Annotated in this window: 11 protein-coding genes, 1 tRNA gene and 1 pseudogene; 10 read left to right on the plus strand and 3 right to left on the minus strand. The window is 64.1% G+C overall.

Translation table 11 applies throughout. From position 1 onward, the window contains the following. Positions 1-5: 5 nt before the first annotated feature. From ACN9MX_RS08760 to ACN9MX_RS08785, 6 genes and pseudogenes are all read left to right on the plus strand, one after another. The gene (locus ACN9MX_RS08760; protein WP_426386697.1) at positions 6-797 is read left to right on the plus strand and encodes an SDR family NAD(P)-dependent oxidoreductase; all 792 of its coding nucleotides are present in this window, start codon (positions 6-8) and stop codon (positions 795-797) included. A gap of 31 nt (positions 798-828) precedes the next feature. Beyond that, positions 829-1,608, plus strand: a complete 780-nt coding sequence (locus ACN9MX_RS08765) for an SDR family NAD(P)-dependent oxidoreductase (RefSeq protein WP_426386698.1) — start codon at positions 829-831, stop codon at positions 1,606-1,608. A 25-nt stretch (positions 1,609-1,633) separates the two neighbouring features. Then, on the plus strand, positions 1,634-2,413 hold the full coding sequence (locus ACN9MX_RS08770) for an SDR family NAD(P)-dependent oxidoreductase (protein ID WP_426386699.1): 780 nt from the start codon (positions 1,634-1,636) through the stop codon (positions 2,411-2,413). A 44-nt stretch (positions 2,414-2,457) separates the two neighbouring features. Then, a complete protein-coding gene (locus ACN9MX_RS08775; RefSeq protein ID WP_426386700.1) occupies positions 2,458-3,561 on the plus strand; it encodes an NAD-dependent epimerase/dehydratase family protein in 1,104 nt (367 codons plus the stop codon). 9 nt (positions 3,562-3,570) lie between these two features. Continuing rightward, positions 3,571-3,708, plus strand: a complete 138-nt coding sequence (locus ACN9MX_RS08780; protein ID WP_363752887.1) for a hypothetical protein — start codon at positions 3,571-3,573, stop codon at positions 3,706-3,708. Positions 3,709-3,952: 244 nt separating this feature from the next. Beyond that, positions 3,953-4,395: pseudogene (locus ACN9MX_RS08785) on the plus strand (DDE-type integrase/transposase/recombinase). Between the two features lie 113 nt (positions 4,396-4,508). Here the strand turns inward: ACN9MX_RS08785 and ACN9MX_RS08790 are convergent. Continuing rightward, positions 4,509-4,598, minus strand: a tRNA-Ser gene (locus tag ACN9MX_RS08790). A 122-nt stretch (positions 4,599-4,720) separates the two neighbouring features. On the opposite strand from ACN9MX_RS08790, the gene hspQ reads away from it, so the two are divergent. The 3 genes from hspQ (at position 4,721) to ACN9MX_RS08805 (ending at position 7,885) form a co-directional block, all read left to right on the plus strand. After that, complete coding sequence (hspQ, locus tag ACN9MX_RS08795) at positions 4,721-5,092, plus strand: heat shock protein HspQ (RefSeq protein ID WP_133653889.1); 372 nt, start codon at positions 4,721-4,723, stop codon at positions 5,090-5,092. Beyond that, positions 5,049-5,822 carry a GDSL-type esterase/lipase family protein gene (locus tag ACN9MX_RS08800; RefSeq protein WP_363738146.1) on the plus strand — a complete coding sequence of 258 codons (774 nt, stop codon included), beginning with the start codon at positions 5,049-5,051 and terminating at the stop codon, positions 5,820-5,822. Before hspQ ends, ACN9MX_RS08800 begins: the two co-directional genes overlap by 44 nt. Before the next feature lie 119 nt (positions 5,823-5,941). Beyond that, positions 5,942-7,885 (plus strand): OPT family oligopeptide transporter, encoded by a 1,944-nt coding sequence (locus ACN9MX_RS08805; RefSeq protein ID WP_426387498.1) that lies wholly within the window; start codon positions 5,942-5,944, stop codon positions 7,883-7,885. Positions 7,886-7,972: 87 nt separating this feature from the next. Here ACN9MX_RS08805 and ACN9MX_RS08810 read toward each other — a convergent pair whose 3' ends face one another. After that, positions 7,973-10,738, minus strand: coding sequence for a TonB-dependent receptor (locus ACN9MX_RS08810; protein ID WP_426386701.1), 2,766 nt, complete (start codon positions 10,736-10,738; stop codon positions 7,973-7,975). Positions 10,739-10,917: 179 nt separating this feature from the next. Between ACN9MX_RS08810 and ACN9MX_RS08815 the strand changes: the two genes are divergently transcribed. Further along, the gene (locus ACN9MX_RS08815; RefSeq protein WP_426386702.1) at positions 10,918-11,991 is read left to right on the plus strand and encodes a phytase; all 1,074 of its coding nucleotides are present in this window, start codon (positions 10,918-10,920) and stop codon (positions 11,989-11,991) included. 41 nt (positions 11,992-12,032) lie between these two features. Here ACN9MX_RS08815 and ACN9MX_RS08820 read toward each other — a convergent pair whose 3' ends face one another. Then, on the minus strand, positions 12,033-14,708 hold the full coding sequence (locus ACN9MX_RS08820) for a M1 family metallopeptidase (protein WP_426386703.1): 2,676 nt from the start codon (positions 14,706-14,708) through the stop codon (positions 12,033-12,035). Between the last annotated feature and the right edge of the window lie 64 nt (positions 14,709-14,772).

Consider the following 14,772-nt stretch of genomic DNA (forward strand, 5'->3'; position numbering starts at 1 on the left):
TTGAAATGGCAAAGCTGAAGGACGGCGTCGCGCTCGTCACCGGTGGCGGGCAGGGCATGGGTCATGGCATCGCGCTCCGCTTCGCGCGCGACGGCGCCAAGGTCGTCGTGGTGGGCCGGACGCAGAGCAAGATCGACCGCACCGTCGCCGAGATCCAGGCGGCCGGGGGAACGGCGCTCGCCTGCCTCGCCGACGTCTCGGTCGAGGAGGATACGCGCCGGATGGTCGAGACGACGGTCTCCACCTACGGCCGGCTCGATTTCGCCGCCAACGTTGCCGGCGTCGCACACATGCCCAATTACATGCACAAGCTGACGCTGCAGGAATATGAGGACGATTTCGCGGTAAACGCCCGCGGTGTGTTCCTGTCGATGAAGTATCAGATCCAGGCGATGCTGGAGAATGGCGGCGGCTCGATCGTCAACGTGACGTCGGGATCGGCGATCAACGGCTTCGCGTTCTTCAGTGCCTATTCGGCGGCAAAGCACGCGGCGGTCGGCCTGACGCGGGCGGCGGCGCTGGAATATGCCGACAAGGGCATTCGCGTGAACAGCGTGGCCCCCGGCGCGATTGCCACGCCGATGCTGACCAACAACGACGAATCGGTGCTGAGCCCGATGCGCGAAGCAATCGCCATGAAGCGTTTCGGCAGGGAGGAGGAGATCGCGGCCGCCACCGTCTGGCTGTGCTCCGATGAATCGAGCTACGTCACCGGGTCGGTCCTCCCCGTCGAGGGCGGCTTTACCGCATCATGCATCAGCATCGTCTCGGCCGTGTCCTACCCGTCTGTGGGCTGAACCGGCCGAAGGTCTAAGTGGGAGAGGACGGATGAACAGGTTCGACGGAAAGGTCGTGCTGGTCACGGGCGCAAGCTCCGGCATCGGCAAGGCGGCGGCGATCATGCTTGGCGACCGGGGCGCGCACGTCCTGGTCGCCGCGCGCCGGGCGGCGCAGTCCGAGGGCACCGTCGATCATATCCGCGGCGCGGGCGGCGAGGCGACGTTCGTCCAGATGGATGTCGCCGACGCCGCCAGCGTCGCCGCCGGCTTCGACCGTATCCAGTCGTCGTTCGGAAGGCTGGATGCGGCCTTCAACAACGCCGGCATCACCAACGACTTCAAGGCGTTGAGCGACACGACCGATGCGGAGGTCCGCTCGCTGATCGAGACCAACCTCTATGGCACGGTCGAATGCATGCGGCACGAGCTGCGCCTCATGCGGCCGGCCCGCAAGGGCGTAATCTTGAACACCGGCTCCACCGCCAGCATCGCGGGGTCGGGCTATCTCGCGGTCTACGCGGCGACCAAGCATGCGATCGTCGGTCTGACCAAGTCGGCGGCGCTCGAATATGCGAGGGAGGGCATCCGGATAAACTGCCTGTGCCCCGGCGGCGTGAAGACCGAGATCGCCGCCATCGCCATCGAGCGCGATCCCTCGCTGGAATCCTTCATCGCCAAGAAGGTGCCGTTGCAGCGGATGGCTGACCCGAGCGAAATCGCGGAGGTCGCCTGCTTCATGCTGTCGGATGCGGCCAGCTTCATGACCGGTTCGGTCGTGCTCGCGGACGGCGGGCAGACAGTGGGGTTCAGCGTCGCGCCCGAAGAATGACGCAGAGGACGATGGAGGGAAGTTGATGAGCAGCGCAGCAAGGTTCGTGGACAAGGTGGCGATCGTCACTGGCGCCGCCACCGGCATCGGACGGGCGACGCTCGCCCGGCTGGCGAACGAGGGCGCGACCCTCCTCGCGGTGGACGTCAACGTGGACGCGCTGGCCGAATCAGCCGATCAGGCACGTAGCGCGGCGGGTCAGGCAGGCCGGGTGGAGACCGTAGTGGCATCGATCACCGACGAGGCGGCGATCAAAAGCGCTTTCGCCGGGTTCGCGGAACGCCAGGGCAAGCTCGACGTGCTGATCAATGTCGCCGGCGTGCTGCGCGCGGTGCACAGCGTGGAGGAGACGTTGGAGGACTTCGTCCGCATCCTCCAGATCAATCTGGTCGGCACCTTCCTGTGCTGCCGCGAGGCGCTGCCCTATCTCCTCGAATCGAAGGGCAACATCGTGAATACCGCTTCCACCTCGGCCTATTTCGGCCATCCCTACATGGCGGCCTATGCCGCCAGCAAGGGCGGGGTGGCCGCGCTGACTCACACGTTGGGCTGGGAGTATATCAAGCGCGGCGTGCGCGTAAACGCGGTCGCGCCCGGCGGGATCGCCACCCCGATGACCGACGCCATGGGGGCCGGCGGGTTTCCGGAGGGCGCGGACATGTCGCTCTTCGCGCATTTGTCGCGGCCGGATGGGATCTATGGTTCGCCGGAGAATATCGCCAGCATCATCGCGATGATCGCGTCCGAGGACGGCGCGTATATGAACGCGGAGGTCGTGCGGGTTGACGGAGGCTATCATGGCTGACGACGGATCGCCGCGGGAACGGCTTTCGCTCGCGAGTATAGCGGATGCCTGAAATCCTCATCATCGGTGCATCGGGTCTGGCCGGTTCGGCGGCGCTCAAGCATTTTGCCGCCAAGCCCGGGTGGAAGGTCACGGCCGTTTCGCGGCGGCGGCCGCTATTCTGTCCCGACCATGTCGAGCATATCCCGCTCGACCTGCTGGACGGTGAGAAATGCGCCGAGATCTTCGCCGCGATGCCGGGCGTGACCCATATCGCTTATTGTGCCGTCAACGAGCAGCAAGGGAACATGATCGCCGGATGGCGCGACCCCGAGCAGTACGCCAGGAACATGGCGATGCTGCGCAACGTGGTCGATCCGATCCTGTCCACCGCGCACGGCTTTCGCCACATCGGGCTCGTCCATGGCTTCAAGGCCTATGGCTCGCATCTCATCGAGCGCACGCCGCCCATGCCCTACAAGGAATCACTCCCGCGCATAGACCAAGAAAATTTCTATCATCAACATGAGGACTATATCCGGGCGAAGCAGCGGGGCGCGTCCTGGGCGTGGACGATTATCCGGCCGGGCATGATCGTCGGCGAGGCGGTGGGCGCGAACATGAACACCTTTCTGGTGCTCGCCCTGTTCGCGGCGCTCCGCAAGGAGGCGGGGCTGCCCCTCCTCGTGCCGGATGGGGCCAGCATGATAACCGATATCGCCGACGCCGACCTTCTCGCGCAGGGGCTCGACTGGGCGGCCGGGGCGGAGAATGCGCGCAACGAGGCGTTCAACCTCGTCAACGGCGACGTCTTTTCGCTGCACGACGCATTTCCCATCGTGGCGGAGGAACTGGCCATGGAGCTGGCCGCGCCCCAGCCGTTCGACATTGCGGAGGAGGTTCGCACTCTGGCGCATCTCTGGCCCGGCATGGTGCGCAAATACGGGTTGAAAGCGCCTGAGGATCTGGACGCGTTGCTGGGCGAATCGCTTGCGGTGGGGGGTGGCTGGTCCTATCCGCTCGATCCCGCCCATGTCGTCCGTTACGGCCTCTCCAGCACTATCAAGATCCGTCAGGCGGGCTTTCACGACTGCATGGATACGGCGGAGATGTTCCGGAAATATACGCGCCGGTTCCAGCAGCTCAAGATCATCCCGGCCGTCGCCTGACGCGGGATCATGCTGATACGTACCAATATTATGGTCCATCCGGCCCATCTGCCGCCCAATGGGCTGGTAGCCGACGACATTGCGCTGTTTCAACGTGGTTTGGACGAGGTCAGGCGCTTCGTGGCTGTGCGGCTGGGGCTTCGTTAGGAACGGAGAGCCGCATATGGACTTCGAATCGATCCGCGGCATGAGCGGCCTGATGTTTCCAGACGGACCGCGCTGGCGCGATAGGCTCTTCTGGTTCTCGGACATATTGGCAGGGCGAGTCCACGCGATTACGCCGGAGGGCTCTGTCAGAGCAAAATGGCGCGTTGCTCTGGGCGCTGCTAAAGTAGGGCATGAGCCGCTCCAAGCCTGACAATCCGTCCGCTACTTCAACTCGTCGCGCGAGGTGATCCGGCTGGCGGTGATGATGTACGTGCGCTTCCCGCTCAGCCTCAGGAACGTGGAAGACCTGCTCTTCGAGCGCGGTATCGACATCAGCCACGAGACGGTGCGCTACTGATGGAACAGGTTCTGCCCGCTGTTCGCAGGCGACATTCGTCGGCAGCGGATCAGCCGCATGCGGGGATTTCGCCACTGGCGCTGGCACCTCGACGAAATGTACGTCAAGGTGAATGGCGAAATGGTTTATCTATGGCACGCCGTCGATCAGGAAGGCGAGATCCTGGAGAGCCATGCTGCGCTTCCGACAAATCAGGTCGTTACAGAAATTCGCATCCGTACACGCCAACGTCCACAACCACTTCGCACTGGAACGCCACCGTCGATCGCCAGACCTATAAGGAAAGACGCTCAGCTGCCTTTGCTGAGTGGCATTCTCTCATGAGCTGATCCCCTACCCTCGCGATCCAAAGTGCATCGCGTGGAGAGCAGTTCGCCTTTGTCTGACAGCATCCCACAGACAGATTTCTCCAAGAAAATCATTAACTTAGAGGAAAAGGCAGTGGCGGAGAGGGAGGGATTCGAACCCTCGGTACCGTTGCCGGCACGCCGCATTTCGAGTGCGGTGCATTCGACCACTCTGCCACCTCTCCGCAGAAGGTTCGGCGCGTGCCGTCCCGGTCGAGCGGCGGCCATTAGCGAATGATTTTCACCTTGCCAAGCAGCGGCGAGCATTTTTCTTGTTTCGCACCGCAAGCATCCTAAATTGTGTCACATGAACGACGCGATTCAGATTTTCGGAACCGATGTTACAGCCCCGCCCATCGTCCACGCCGGCTTCAGCATCGGCGATGTCGTGCAGCACCGCCTTTTCGGCTTTCGCGGGGTGGTGTTCGATATCGATCCCGTCTTCGCCAATACGGAAGAATGGTATCAGGCCATTCCCGAGGAGGTCAGGCCGGACAAGCATCAGCCCTTCTACCATCTGCTCGCCGAAAATGGCGAAAGCAGCTATGTCGCCTATGTCAGCCAGCAAAACCTGATCGCGGACGACAGCGAGGAGCCTGTCGATCATCCCGCCATCTCCGGCATGTTCGGCACCTATGCCAACGGCAAATATCAACTCCGCCCCCTGCATCGCCACTAGGGGCCGCCTCCGGGCGGGCCGGGCGCTGATCGGCCTTGCGCTGCTGCTGGGGGCTGGCGGCCTGCTGCACGCGGCCGAACAGGCACCGGCGCTCAAGGTCAATGCCGATCCCGCCTTTCCGTTCTCGCGCGAGATCGAGGCATTTGCCAAGGCCAACGAGGCCGGTCCCGCAATCACGGACGCCACGCTGTTCCTGGGCAGCTCCAGCATTCGCCTGTGGGACATCGGCGGCAGCTTCCCTGACATCGGCGCCATCAACCGGGGCTTCGGCGGCGCGACCACCCCTGATGTCCTGCATTATTACAAGCGCCTGCTGCCCAGGGCGAAGCCGCGTTCCATCCTGGTCTATGTCGGGGAAAATGATCTGGCCGCCGGTGCCAGCCCGGCCGAGGTGGCGAACAATGTGCTGGCCCTGCTCAGGCAGTTGCGCACCGATTATCCCAAGGCGCATATCGCCTATCTGTCCTTGAAGCCCAGCCCCATGCGCTGGACGCTCTGGCCGAAAATGGCGGCGGTCAACATGACCGTGGCGGCGCGGGCGCGGGTAAGCCGTTTCGACTATCTGGATGTTGGCCGCGTATTGCTGGCGCCGGACGGCCTGCCCGACGCATCTCTGTTCCGGCCTGACGGGCTGCACATGAATCCGCGCGGCTACACGCTCTGGACGCGGTTGGTCGATGCTTATCTGGATGCCGCCGTCGCCGGCGACACCAGGGGCGCCGCCTCGTGACGCTTCGCGCGCACTTTCCGATTGATCCACAGCCAAGCAACATTATTACCAGACATCGGTAAAACAGCCGCAGGCAAGGGGACAGACGAGTGACAAGTGATTCGGCCAAGGCGGCCCCCATGGCGGAGCTGACGCTTCGCGGCGTCATATTGGGCGCGCTCATCACTTTGCTGTTCACGGCCGCCAACGTCTATCTGGGCCTCAAGATCGGACTGACCTTCGCCACCTCCATCCCTGCCGCCGTCATCTCCATGGCCGTGCTGCGGCTGTTCGCGACCGGCACGATCCTGGAAAACAACATCGTCCAGACCATCGCATCGGCGGCCGGCACGCTGTCGGCCATCATCTTCGTTTTGCCGGGCCTGGTCATCATCGGCTGGTGGCAGGGCTTTCCCTATTGGCTGAGCGCCTTCACCATTGCGCTGGGCGGCATATTGGGCGTCATGTATTCCGTGCCGCTGCGCCGCGCGCTGGTGACAGGTTCCGACCTGCCCTATCCCGAGGGCGTGGCCGCCGCCGAAGTGCTGAAAGTCGGCGCCGGTTCGCGCGAGGGGCTGGAGGAGAACAAGCGCGGCCTGGCCGCCATCGTCGCCAGCTCCGTCACCGCAGCCGCCTTCGCCATCCTGGCCAAGACCAGGCTGATCGCGGAGGAAGCCGCAACCTTCTTCAAATTCGGCGCGGGCGCGTCCAGCGTTTCCACCAGTTTCTCCATGGCGCTGATCGGCGTCGGGCATCTGGTGGGCCTGTCGGTGGGCATCGCCATGTTCTTCGGCCTGCTGATAAGCTGGGTCGGCCTGGTGCCCTACCTTACCGCCCCTCTTCCGACGGGCGCCGATCTGAGCGAACTCGTCGGCACCACCTTCCGGATGAAGGCGCGCTTCATCGGTGCCGGCACCATCGGCATCGCCGCCATCTGGACCCTGCTCAAGATATTGGGACCGATCGTCAGCGGCATCCGGTCCGCCATGGCGGCGGCGAAGGTCCGCAAGTCCGGCAATGCCGGCCTGCTCGACCTTAGCGAACGCGATCTTCCCATCGGCGTCGTCGGCGGCACCATCCTCGCTTCGCTGCTGCCGATCGCGGTGCTGCTCTGGATCTTCGCGCAGGGCGGGCCGATCGCGCTCAACCCCGTGCCGATCATCGTTCTGACGCTGGCCTATATCCTGGTGGCGGGCATCGTCATCGCATCGGTCTGCGGCTATATGGCGGGGCTGATCGGCGCATCGAACAGTCCGATTTCCGGCGTCGGCATTCTCGCGGTGCTGGGCGCCTCGCTGATCCTGGCGGCCATCTATGGGTCGGGCGGCGATCCGAAGCAGGCGCAGGCGCTGATCGCCTATGCGCTGTTCGTCACTGCCATCGTCTTCGGCGTCGCAACCATTTCCAACGACAATCTTCAGGATCTGAAGACCGGCCAGCTGGTCGGGGCAACGCCGTGGAAGCAGCAGATCGCGCTGGTGCTGGGCGTGATCTTCGGCGCGCTGGTGATCCCCCCGGTGCTGGACCTGCTGAACAGCGCCTTCGGCTTCGCGGGCGCGCCCGGCGCCAAGGCGACCGCCCTCCCCGCGCCGCAGGCCGCGCTGATCTCCGCCCTGGCCAAGGGCGTGCTGGGCGGCGATCTCGACTGGGGGCTGATCGGCTTCGGCGCGGGCATCGGCGTGATCGTCGTCGCCATCGACGAACTGCTGGGCAAGGCGGGCAGGCTCCGCCTGCCGCCTTTGGCAGTCGGCATGGGCATTTACCTGCCGATGGCGCTGACCCTGCTGATCCCGGTCGGCGCGGTGATCGGGCATCTCTACAATCGTTGGGCGCTGCGCCAGTCCAGCCCCGAATTTGCCGAGCGCATGGGGGTGCTGATGGCGACCGGCTTCATCGTCGGGGAAAGCCTGTTCGGCGTCGCCTTTGCCGGGATCGTCGCGGCGACGGACAGCGACGCCCCCATGGCGCTGGTGGCGGAGAACCCCTGGGCCGTGCCGCTGTCGGTAATCGCCTTCTTCGGCGTGATCTGGGCGCTTTACGCGCGCCTTCGTCGCTGGGCCAGCGCACCTTTGGGACCAGCCTGACAAACCTCCGACAGGGGCCGAAGGATGAAATGAAGGGGGCCACCTCAGGTGACCCCCAAATTTCTTTATTCCTGAAGCTTCTGCGGATCAGAAGTTGAACCGGATGCCGCCGGTATAACGGCGACCGAAACGTTCCCACTCGATCGTCTGGTTGCTGCTGTTGGGCGCCTGCACGCCGCTTGCGCGCAGCAGGCTGCCCGGATCGGAGAAACGGCGGCCCGGATGGTTGAGCAGGTTCGATGCGTCGAAATAGATCTCGAAATTCCGGGTGATCGCATAGCGCGCCGAGAAGTCCAGTTCGTCGTCCGAATCCCAATAGGTGTCGCCCGCATCGGCCAGGCTACCCACCGTGTCGAGCCATTTGCTGCGGTTCTGATATTGCAGGCGGATCGACAGGCCATATTTCTCGTAATAGCCGCCAATATTGTAGACGAAGTCCGACGTGCCGGGCAGCCGCAGCTTGCGGTTGCCCAGATCGACCTTGCTGTTGTTCAGCGTGATGTTGGCCGAAACGCCAAAGCCGCCCAGGAATTCTGGCAGGCCCAGATCGTCCGTCCATGGCTCAAGCTGCAACTGCGCAGCCGCTTCCAGACCATAAATGCGGCCCGAACCACCATTGACGAGGCCGCTGAACGTATAGCCGGACCGGTCGATGCCGTTGCTGTTGAGCGCGGCCGAATTGAAGGTGCGGGAGGAGGTGTAGAGGAAATCCTCGATCTTCTTGTAGAAGGTGCCGATCATCAGATAGCCCTGCGGACGCAGATACCATTCGAAATAGGCGTCGACGCCACAGGCGCGCTCGGGCTTGATCGCCGGATTGCCGCCCGAGATCGTCTCATTGCTGTCGTTGACGACGACATTGGGCCGCAACTGGTCATAATCGGCGCGCGCCGCGCCGCTGTTGAAGGACAGGCGCAGCTTCTTCGTGTCGTCGATATTATAGTTGATGTGCATGCTGGGGAAGGCCAGCGTCTGCGTGGCCTCTGCCGTGACGAGACCGCTGACCCCCGCAATGGTGCCGACGGCTGAACCCCGGTTCTTGATATGCTCGACGCGCACGCCGCCGACCACCGAACCCCAGTCGTAGCGGAAGGTACCCATCAGGTAACCGGCGATGATCTCCTCCCGCACATCGTAATTATTGCCGGTATTCGGCGCGAAGGTATAGGCCGCTTGCGCCGCCTTCGACGCGGCGCGCATCTTGTCCGTGTCGAAATAATGGAAGGTGTAGCCCATCGGGATCTCGCCCAGGAACTTCTGGTCTGTCGAGAACTGGTTATAGTCCGTGGGCAGGACGGTCGCGGCCTGCGCGGCGTTCAGCGTGATCTGCCGTTCGTCCGCGATCTTCGTGCGGCGGTCATATTGGATCCCGGCCTTCAGCGTCGCATGTTCCAGCTCACGCGCCAGAACCAGGCGACCCGTATAGGCCTTGGTCGTGTCCACCGCGTCCAGCACCGTGAAGCCGGAAAGCGGCTTGGTGAAGCTGTCGACATCCACGACCTGCGCACCGGCGGCATAGCGGGTCGGGCCGGCCAGTTGCAGCGTGCGGTAGAGCGTCAGGCGCGACAGGTTCGGGTCGGAAAAATCATAGGCGACGGTCGGCCGCAGGTTGCGCGTGCCCGGGCTGTCCCAGGTCGCCTCCCCCACGACCGATCGGTCGTCCTTCGATTCGGTATAGTTGCCGACCCAGCTCAGCCTCCAGCCGTCGGCAAATTCATGATCGCCCGCCAGCGTATTGGTGAAGACCGACTGGCGAAAGGCGCGCAGCGTGGAACGCTGGCGGATGTCGATGCCATAGACCGTGCCCTGCTGCGGCGTGTTGCCGATGCAGACGTCGGCATAGCCCGAAGTGGCCGGCGTCGCGTTGGGCGCGACGGTGCAGGCAGCGCTGCTGCTCGACAGGTCGGATTCCCTGTCGTCCAGATCGAAGCGGTAATTGTCCCGCGCCTCGTCGTCGGTGAAGATGGTATAGATCGACCGGAGCGAGATGGTGTTCCGCGCGTCCGGTTTCCAATCCAGGCGGCCGGAAACCGACCAGTTCTTGCGGGTCAGACGATAGAGCTTGTTTTCGGCTTCGTGGGCCCAAAAGCGCGTTTCGTTGCCAGGGCGGGCATCCCGGCTGACGCGCTCATAATCGGTCTCGAAATTATCCGTGACCATGTTGCGCTCATAATAACTGCCCGACAGCAGCACGCCGATCTCACCGATGCCGGTCTGGAAGCGGTCGGACACGACCAGCGCGCCTTCATATTCCTTCCTGTCGCCCAGTTCGGCAAAGCCAAGGCCGCTCTTCCCCGCCAGATGGAAGCCGTCATAATCGAAGGCCGACCGCGTGATGACGTTGACGTTGCCGGCGACCGTTTCGCCCGGCATGTCGGGCGTCACCGCCTTCGACACGATGATCTTGCCGGCAATGGCCGACGGGATGGAATCGAAACGGGCGTCGCGGCCTTCCGGGCTCACCACGTTGATGCCGTCGAACGACAGGGTGGTCCAGGTCTTGGGCGCGCCGCGCAGATTGATGTAGCGGGCCTGGCCCTGGTCGCGCTCGACGCTGATGCCGGGCAGGCGGCTGGCGGCCTGCGCGATGTTCTGGTCAGGCAGGCGACCGACCGAGTCGGACGCCGCCACCGTGACCAGCGAGTCGCTGTTTTTCTGGATTTCCAGGGCCGCCGCCTCGGACTCCGCGATCGGGCGGATGCCGGTGACGACGATCGCTCCCATATCGTCATCCACGGCCGGCGCCTGGGCTATGACCTGAGACGAAGCCAAGGCCCAACCGGCAACGCCGCAGGTCAGCGCAAGACGAACGAACGGTGCGCCGGCGCGCGGCCGGACGAAATCATGTTGCATAGGATCCCCTGTTGAAACGGCCCGTTAAAAATGGGCCTGGCGGCGCACGTAGAGCGGCGGAAATACAATCCCGTGAAATTATGGTGACAGAACAGTGACATGTCAGGCGCTACTCGCCCTCTTCCGTCACAGCCCCGTCATAAAGCGCGTCCAAGAGGTGCCGCAAACGGGGGCATTCCATGACCAGACAATCCACTGCCGGCCTTTGCGCCGCTTTCCTGCTCGGCGCCTGCGCCAGCGCGGCACCAGAGCGCCCGCTGATGGAACGCATCGCCAACGCCACGCCGGCCGTCACCGTGACGGCCCGCGGAGAAACCACGCCCGTCGGCACGCCCAATGCCGATGCGGCAGATGATCCGGCGATCTGGCGCAACGCCGCCGATCCGGCGCAGAGCCTGATCGTGGGCACCGACAAGAAGGCGGGCCTTTACGTCTACGCGCTGGATGGGAAGACCCGCGACTTTCTCGACGCGGGCCGGGTCAACAATGTCGATCTGCGCGACGGGGTGATGATCAATGGCCGGAGCGGGATATTGGTCGTCGCGAGTGACCGCAACGACATTGCCCATGCCAGGCTGGCGCTGTTCCGCCTCGATCCCAGCACCGCGAAACTGACGGCGATCGGCAAGGTGGATGCCGGCAAGGGCGAGGCCTATGGCATCTGCCTCTACCGCGCGGCGACGGCGGCCTATGCCTTCATCGTGCTGAAGGACGGCACGGTGAACCAGGTCGCGCTCGACACTTCCGGGGCCACGCCCATGGGCCGCATCGTGCGGAGCCTGAAGCTTGGCACCCAGTCGGAAGGCTGCGCGGTCGACGACCGCACCGGCATCGCCTATGTGGCGGAGGAGGATGTCGGCCTCTGGCGCTTCGATGCCCGTGCCGACGCCCCCACCACCCTGACCAGGATAGCGGCGGCGGACGGCAGGAACCTCGTCATGGATGCCGAAGGCGTCGCCATCGCGCCAATGGGCGAGAAGGACGGCTATGTCCTGGTCTCCAGCCAGGGGGACAATGCCTATGTCGCCTATCGGCTGTCGGATGACGGCTATGCCGGCCGCTTTCGCGTGGTCGAAGGCAGCATTGGCGGGTCGGAGGAAACCGATGGCATCGACCTGATGCTGGGCGATTTCGGACCGGGCTATCCCGGCGGGCTGTTCGTGGCGCAGGACGGGCACAACGCCACGGCGGCGCAGAATTTCAAGCTGGTGGCCTGGGACGACATCGCCAGGGCACTCGACCTGCCCCGTTGATCCGGAAAGCCCCTCCCGTTTCCGGGAGGGACCATCGGCGCCTATTTCTTTGCGAACCATCCGATCAGCGCGGGCTTCAGCCGTGCCCGGGTCTCGATCCGTGTCTTGATCGCGGCGATGGAGCGATCCACCACCTTGCGCGATTCCGGCGTCAGATATTGGGTGGCATAGGCGTCCAGCTTCGTCACCATCGCCGGATCGGCGGAATTACCGCCAAGCCGCGCAATCGCCTGGCTGCGCGCCGACACGTCGATCATCGCCTCATATTGCTCGCGATGCGCCAGCACATAGTCTACGGCCAACATCGGATGCTCGCCGCCCACGGCGGAGATGATGGCCGCGCTGGTCGTCTTGCCCGGCTCGTCGGTCATCGCCAGGTCGAGCGCCCTGGCAGCCAGCTTCTCATCCTTGGCCGCGCCCAGCAGGGCGAAGGTGGTGCTCTTTTCGAGGTCCGACTTGGCGCCGTTAGCCATTGCGCGCAGCTTGTCCCAGGTCGCGGCATCGGCATTTTCCGCGATGATGCGGAGCCAGACATTGCGCAGCGGACCATCAAGCGCGGACGGATTGGTTGCCAGCGCGGCGAAACGCTTGTTCGCTTCCGCGACGACCGCCTTGTCGCCCATGCCGCCCAGCGTCGACACCAGGGCCGAGCGCAACACCGGCACCTGGGGATTCTCGCCCGGCTTGGCATCGAATCCGACGCTTGCCAGCACGGGGCTCAGCTTCTTCGACGCATAGGCCGCGACCCGCGCCTGGCTCGCCTTGTCGCTCTCCAGCATGGTGTGGGCACTGTCGAGATAGCCCGGCACCTCCGCCAGCACGGCGGGGCTGGCGGTCGCGGGCACGGCATCGATCAGGTCGAGGGCCAGTCCCATGGGCTGATAGCCGCCGAGGCCCAGCTGGAAATTGTCCGCCATCAGGCCGATCTGGTCCATGGACGTCAATTTGGTGAAGTCCCTGACCAGGGATCTCAGATTCGCTTCCGGATAGAGCGAGCGGTAATAGCCCGTCTGCCCGGCGTTGATCAGATAGGCGCCACAACCCGGCAGCGTCACCTGCGCCGATCCGTTCAGGATCAGCCGCTGCTGCGTCCCGCCGCCCCCTTGACCGATCGCCTGCGCCATCACCGGCACATTCCATTTGAGCGGCGCCTTGTCCTTCCGGTCACGGCTGAATTCGCCCTGCGACAGTGACAGGATGGTCGATCCGCCCTGACATTGCGCGCTGTCCACCTTGACCAGCGGGATGCCCGGCTGGCTGGTGAAATCATGTGCGATGCCGACCACGCCCTTGGCGCCCGCGCCTTCGACTGCCTTCCACAGGTCGTCGGTCACGGTGTTCCCATAGGCGTGCTGCTTCATATAGGCGCGGATGCCCGAACGCCACGCATCTTCCCCCGCAAAGCCCTCGAGCATGGTGATGACGGCCTCGCCCTTTTCATAGGTGATGTCGTCAAAGGCCTGGTTCACCTCATCGACGGTGTGGATCTTCTGGAGGATCGGGTGGGTCGTCACCAGCGAATCCAGGCTCATAGCCCGCTCGCGGCCATTGACGCGGGACAGCAGCATTTCCCATTCGGGGTTCAGCTTGTCGGTGACCTTGGTCGCCATCCAGCTTGCGAAACCTTCGTTCAGCCAGAGATCGTCCCACCAGGCCATGGTGACCAGATCGCCGAACCACTGGTGCGCCATTTCATGGGCGACGATCGAATAGATGGTCCGACGCGTGCTTTCCGACGTGAAGCGCGGATCGACTAGCAAGGCCCGCTCGAAGGTGAAGATCGCGCCCCAATTCTCCATGGCGGAGAAGAACTGGCTCTGCCCCGGCCCCGCGACATTGTCCAGCTTGGGCAAGGGGAAAGGCACGCCGAAATAGTCGTTATAATAAGGCAGGATCGCCGCCGACGCATCGAGCGCGAGTTGCGCCTTGCCGGTGTTGCCCTTGCCGGTGATCACGCCGACTTCGGTTGCGCCGGCCATTTTCGTTGCGCGTTCCAGTTCGCCCAGGCCGAAGAAGAGGAGGTAGGATGACATTTTCGGGCTGGTGCCAAAGGTCACCAGCTTCCTGCCCGACCCGGCATCGGCGCTGCTCTTGACCGGCATGTTGCTGACGGCAAGCTGATCGGCGGGGACGACGGCGCTCAGGTCGAAGGTCGCCTTGTAGCTCGGCTCATCAAAGCTCGGCACGAAGCGGCGGGCGTCGGGCGCCTCGAACTGGGTGAAGAGGGCGCGCTTCGCCTTGCCGGCATTGTCGGTATAATCGAGCGCGAACAGGCCGTTCGCCTGCTGGTTGATGACACCTGCATAGTCGATGTCGAGCTTGTAGTTGCCCGGCTGGAGCGGCTTGCCGAAATCGAAGGTGACGGTCTGCGCGGCGGCGTCGATCCGGGCGGTCCCCTTTGCGGCCTTACCCTTTGCCGCCTTGTCGTTCACCGGGGTCAGCGTCACCGAACTTATCGTCAGGTCCGCCGCGTTCAGCACTAGGGCAGGCATCGCCTGAGTCACGGTGACATCGATGGTGGTCCTGCCCGTGAACTTCAGATTGGCCGCATCGGGAGTCACCTCAATCGCATAATGGCTGGGCGCGGCGCCGCGCGGCAGTTGCGTGGTCACACCCGCGGCGGGGCCGGACGGGGCCACCGGCTGCGCCCATGCCGGGACAGCCACAGCCAGCGGCGCGGCCGCCAGCATCAGCGGAAGGATTTTCGAAAAGGACATGAGGTTCGCAACTCCGACAGGTTGGAACGGCGCGGCGAAAGTCGCGCGCCAGGATGTCAGGGGG

It is taken from the genome of Sphingobium sp. R-21, from assembly GCF_049913335.1.
In the GTDB taxonomy this organism is placed as follows: domain Bacteria; phylum Pseudomonadota; class Alphaproteobacteria; order Sphingomonadales; family Sphingomonadaceae; genus Sphingobium.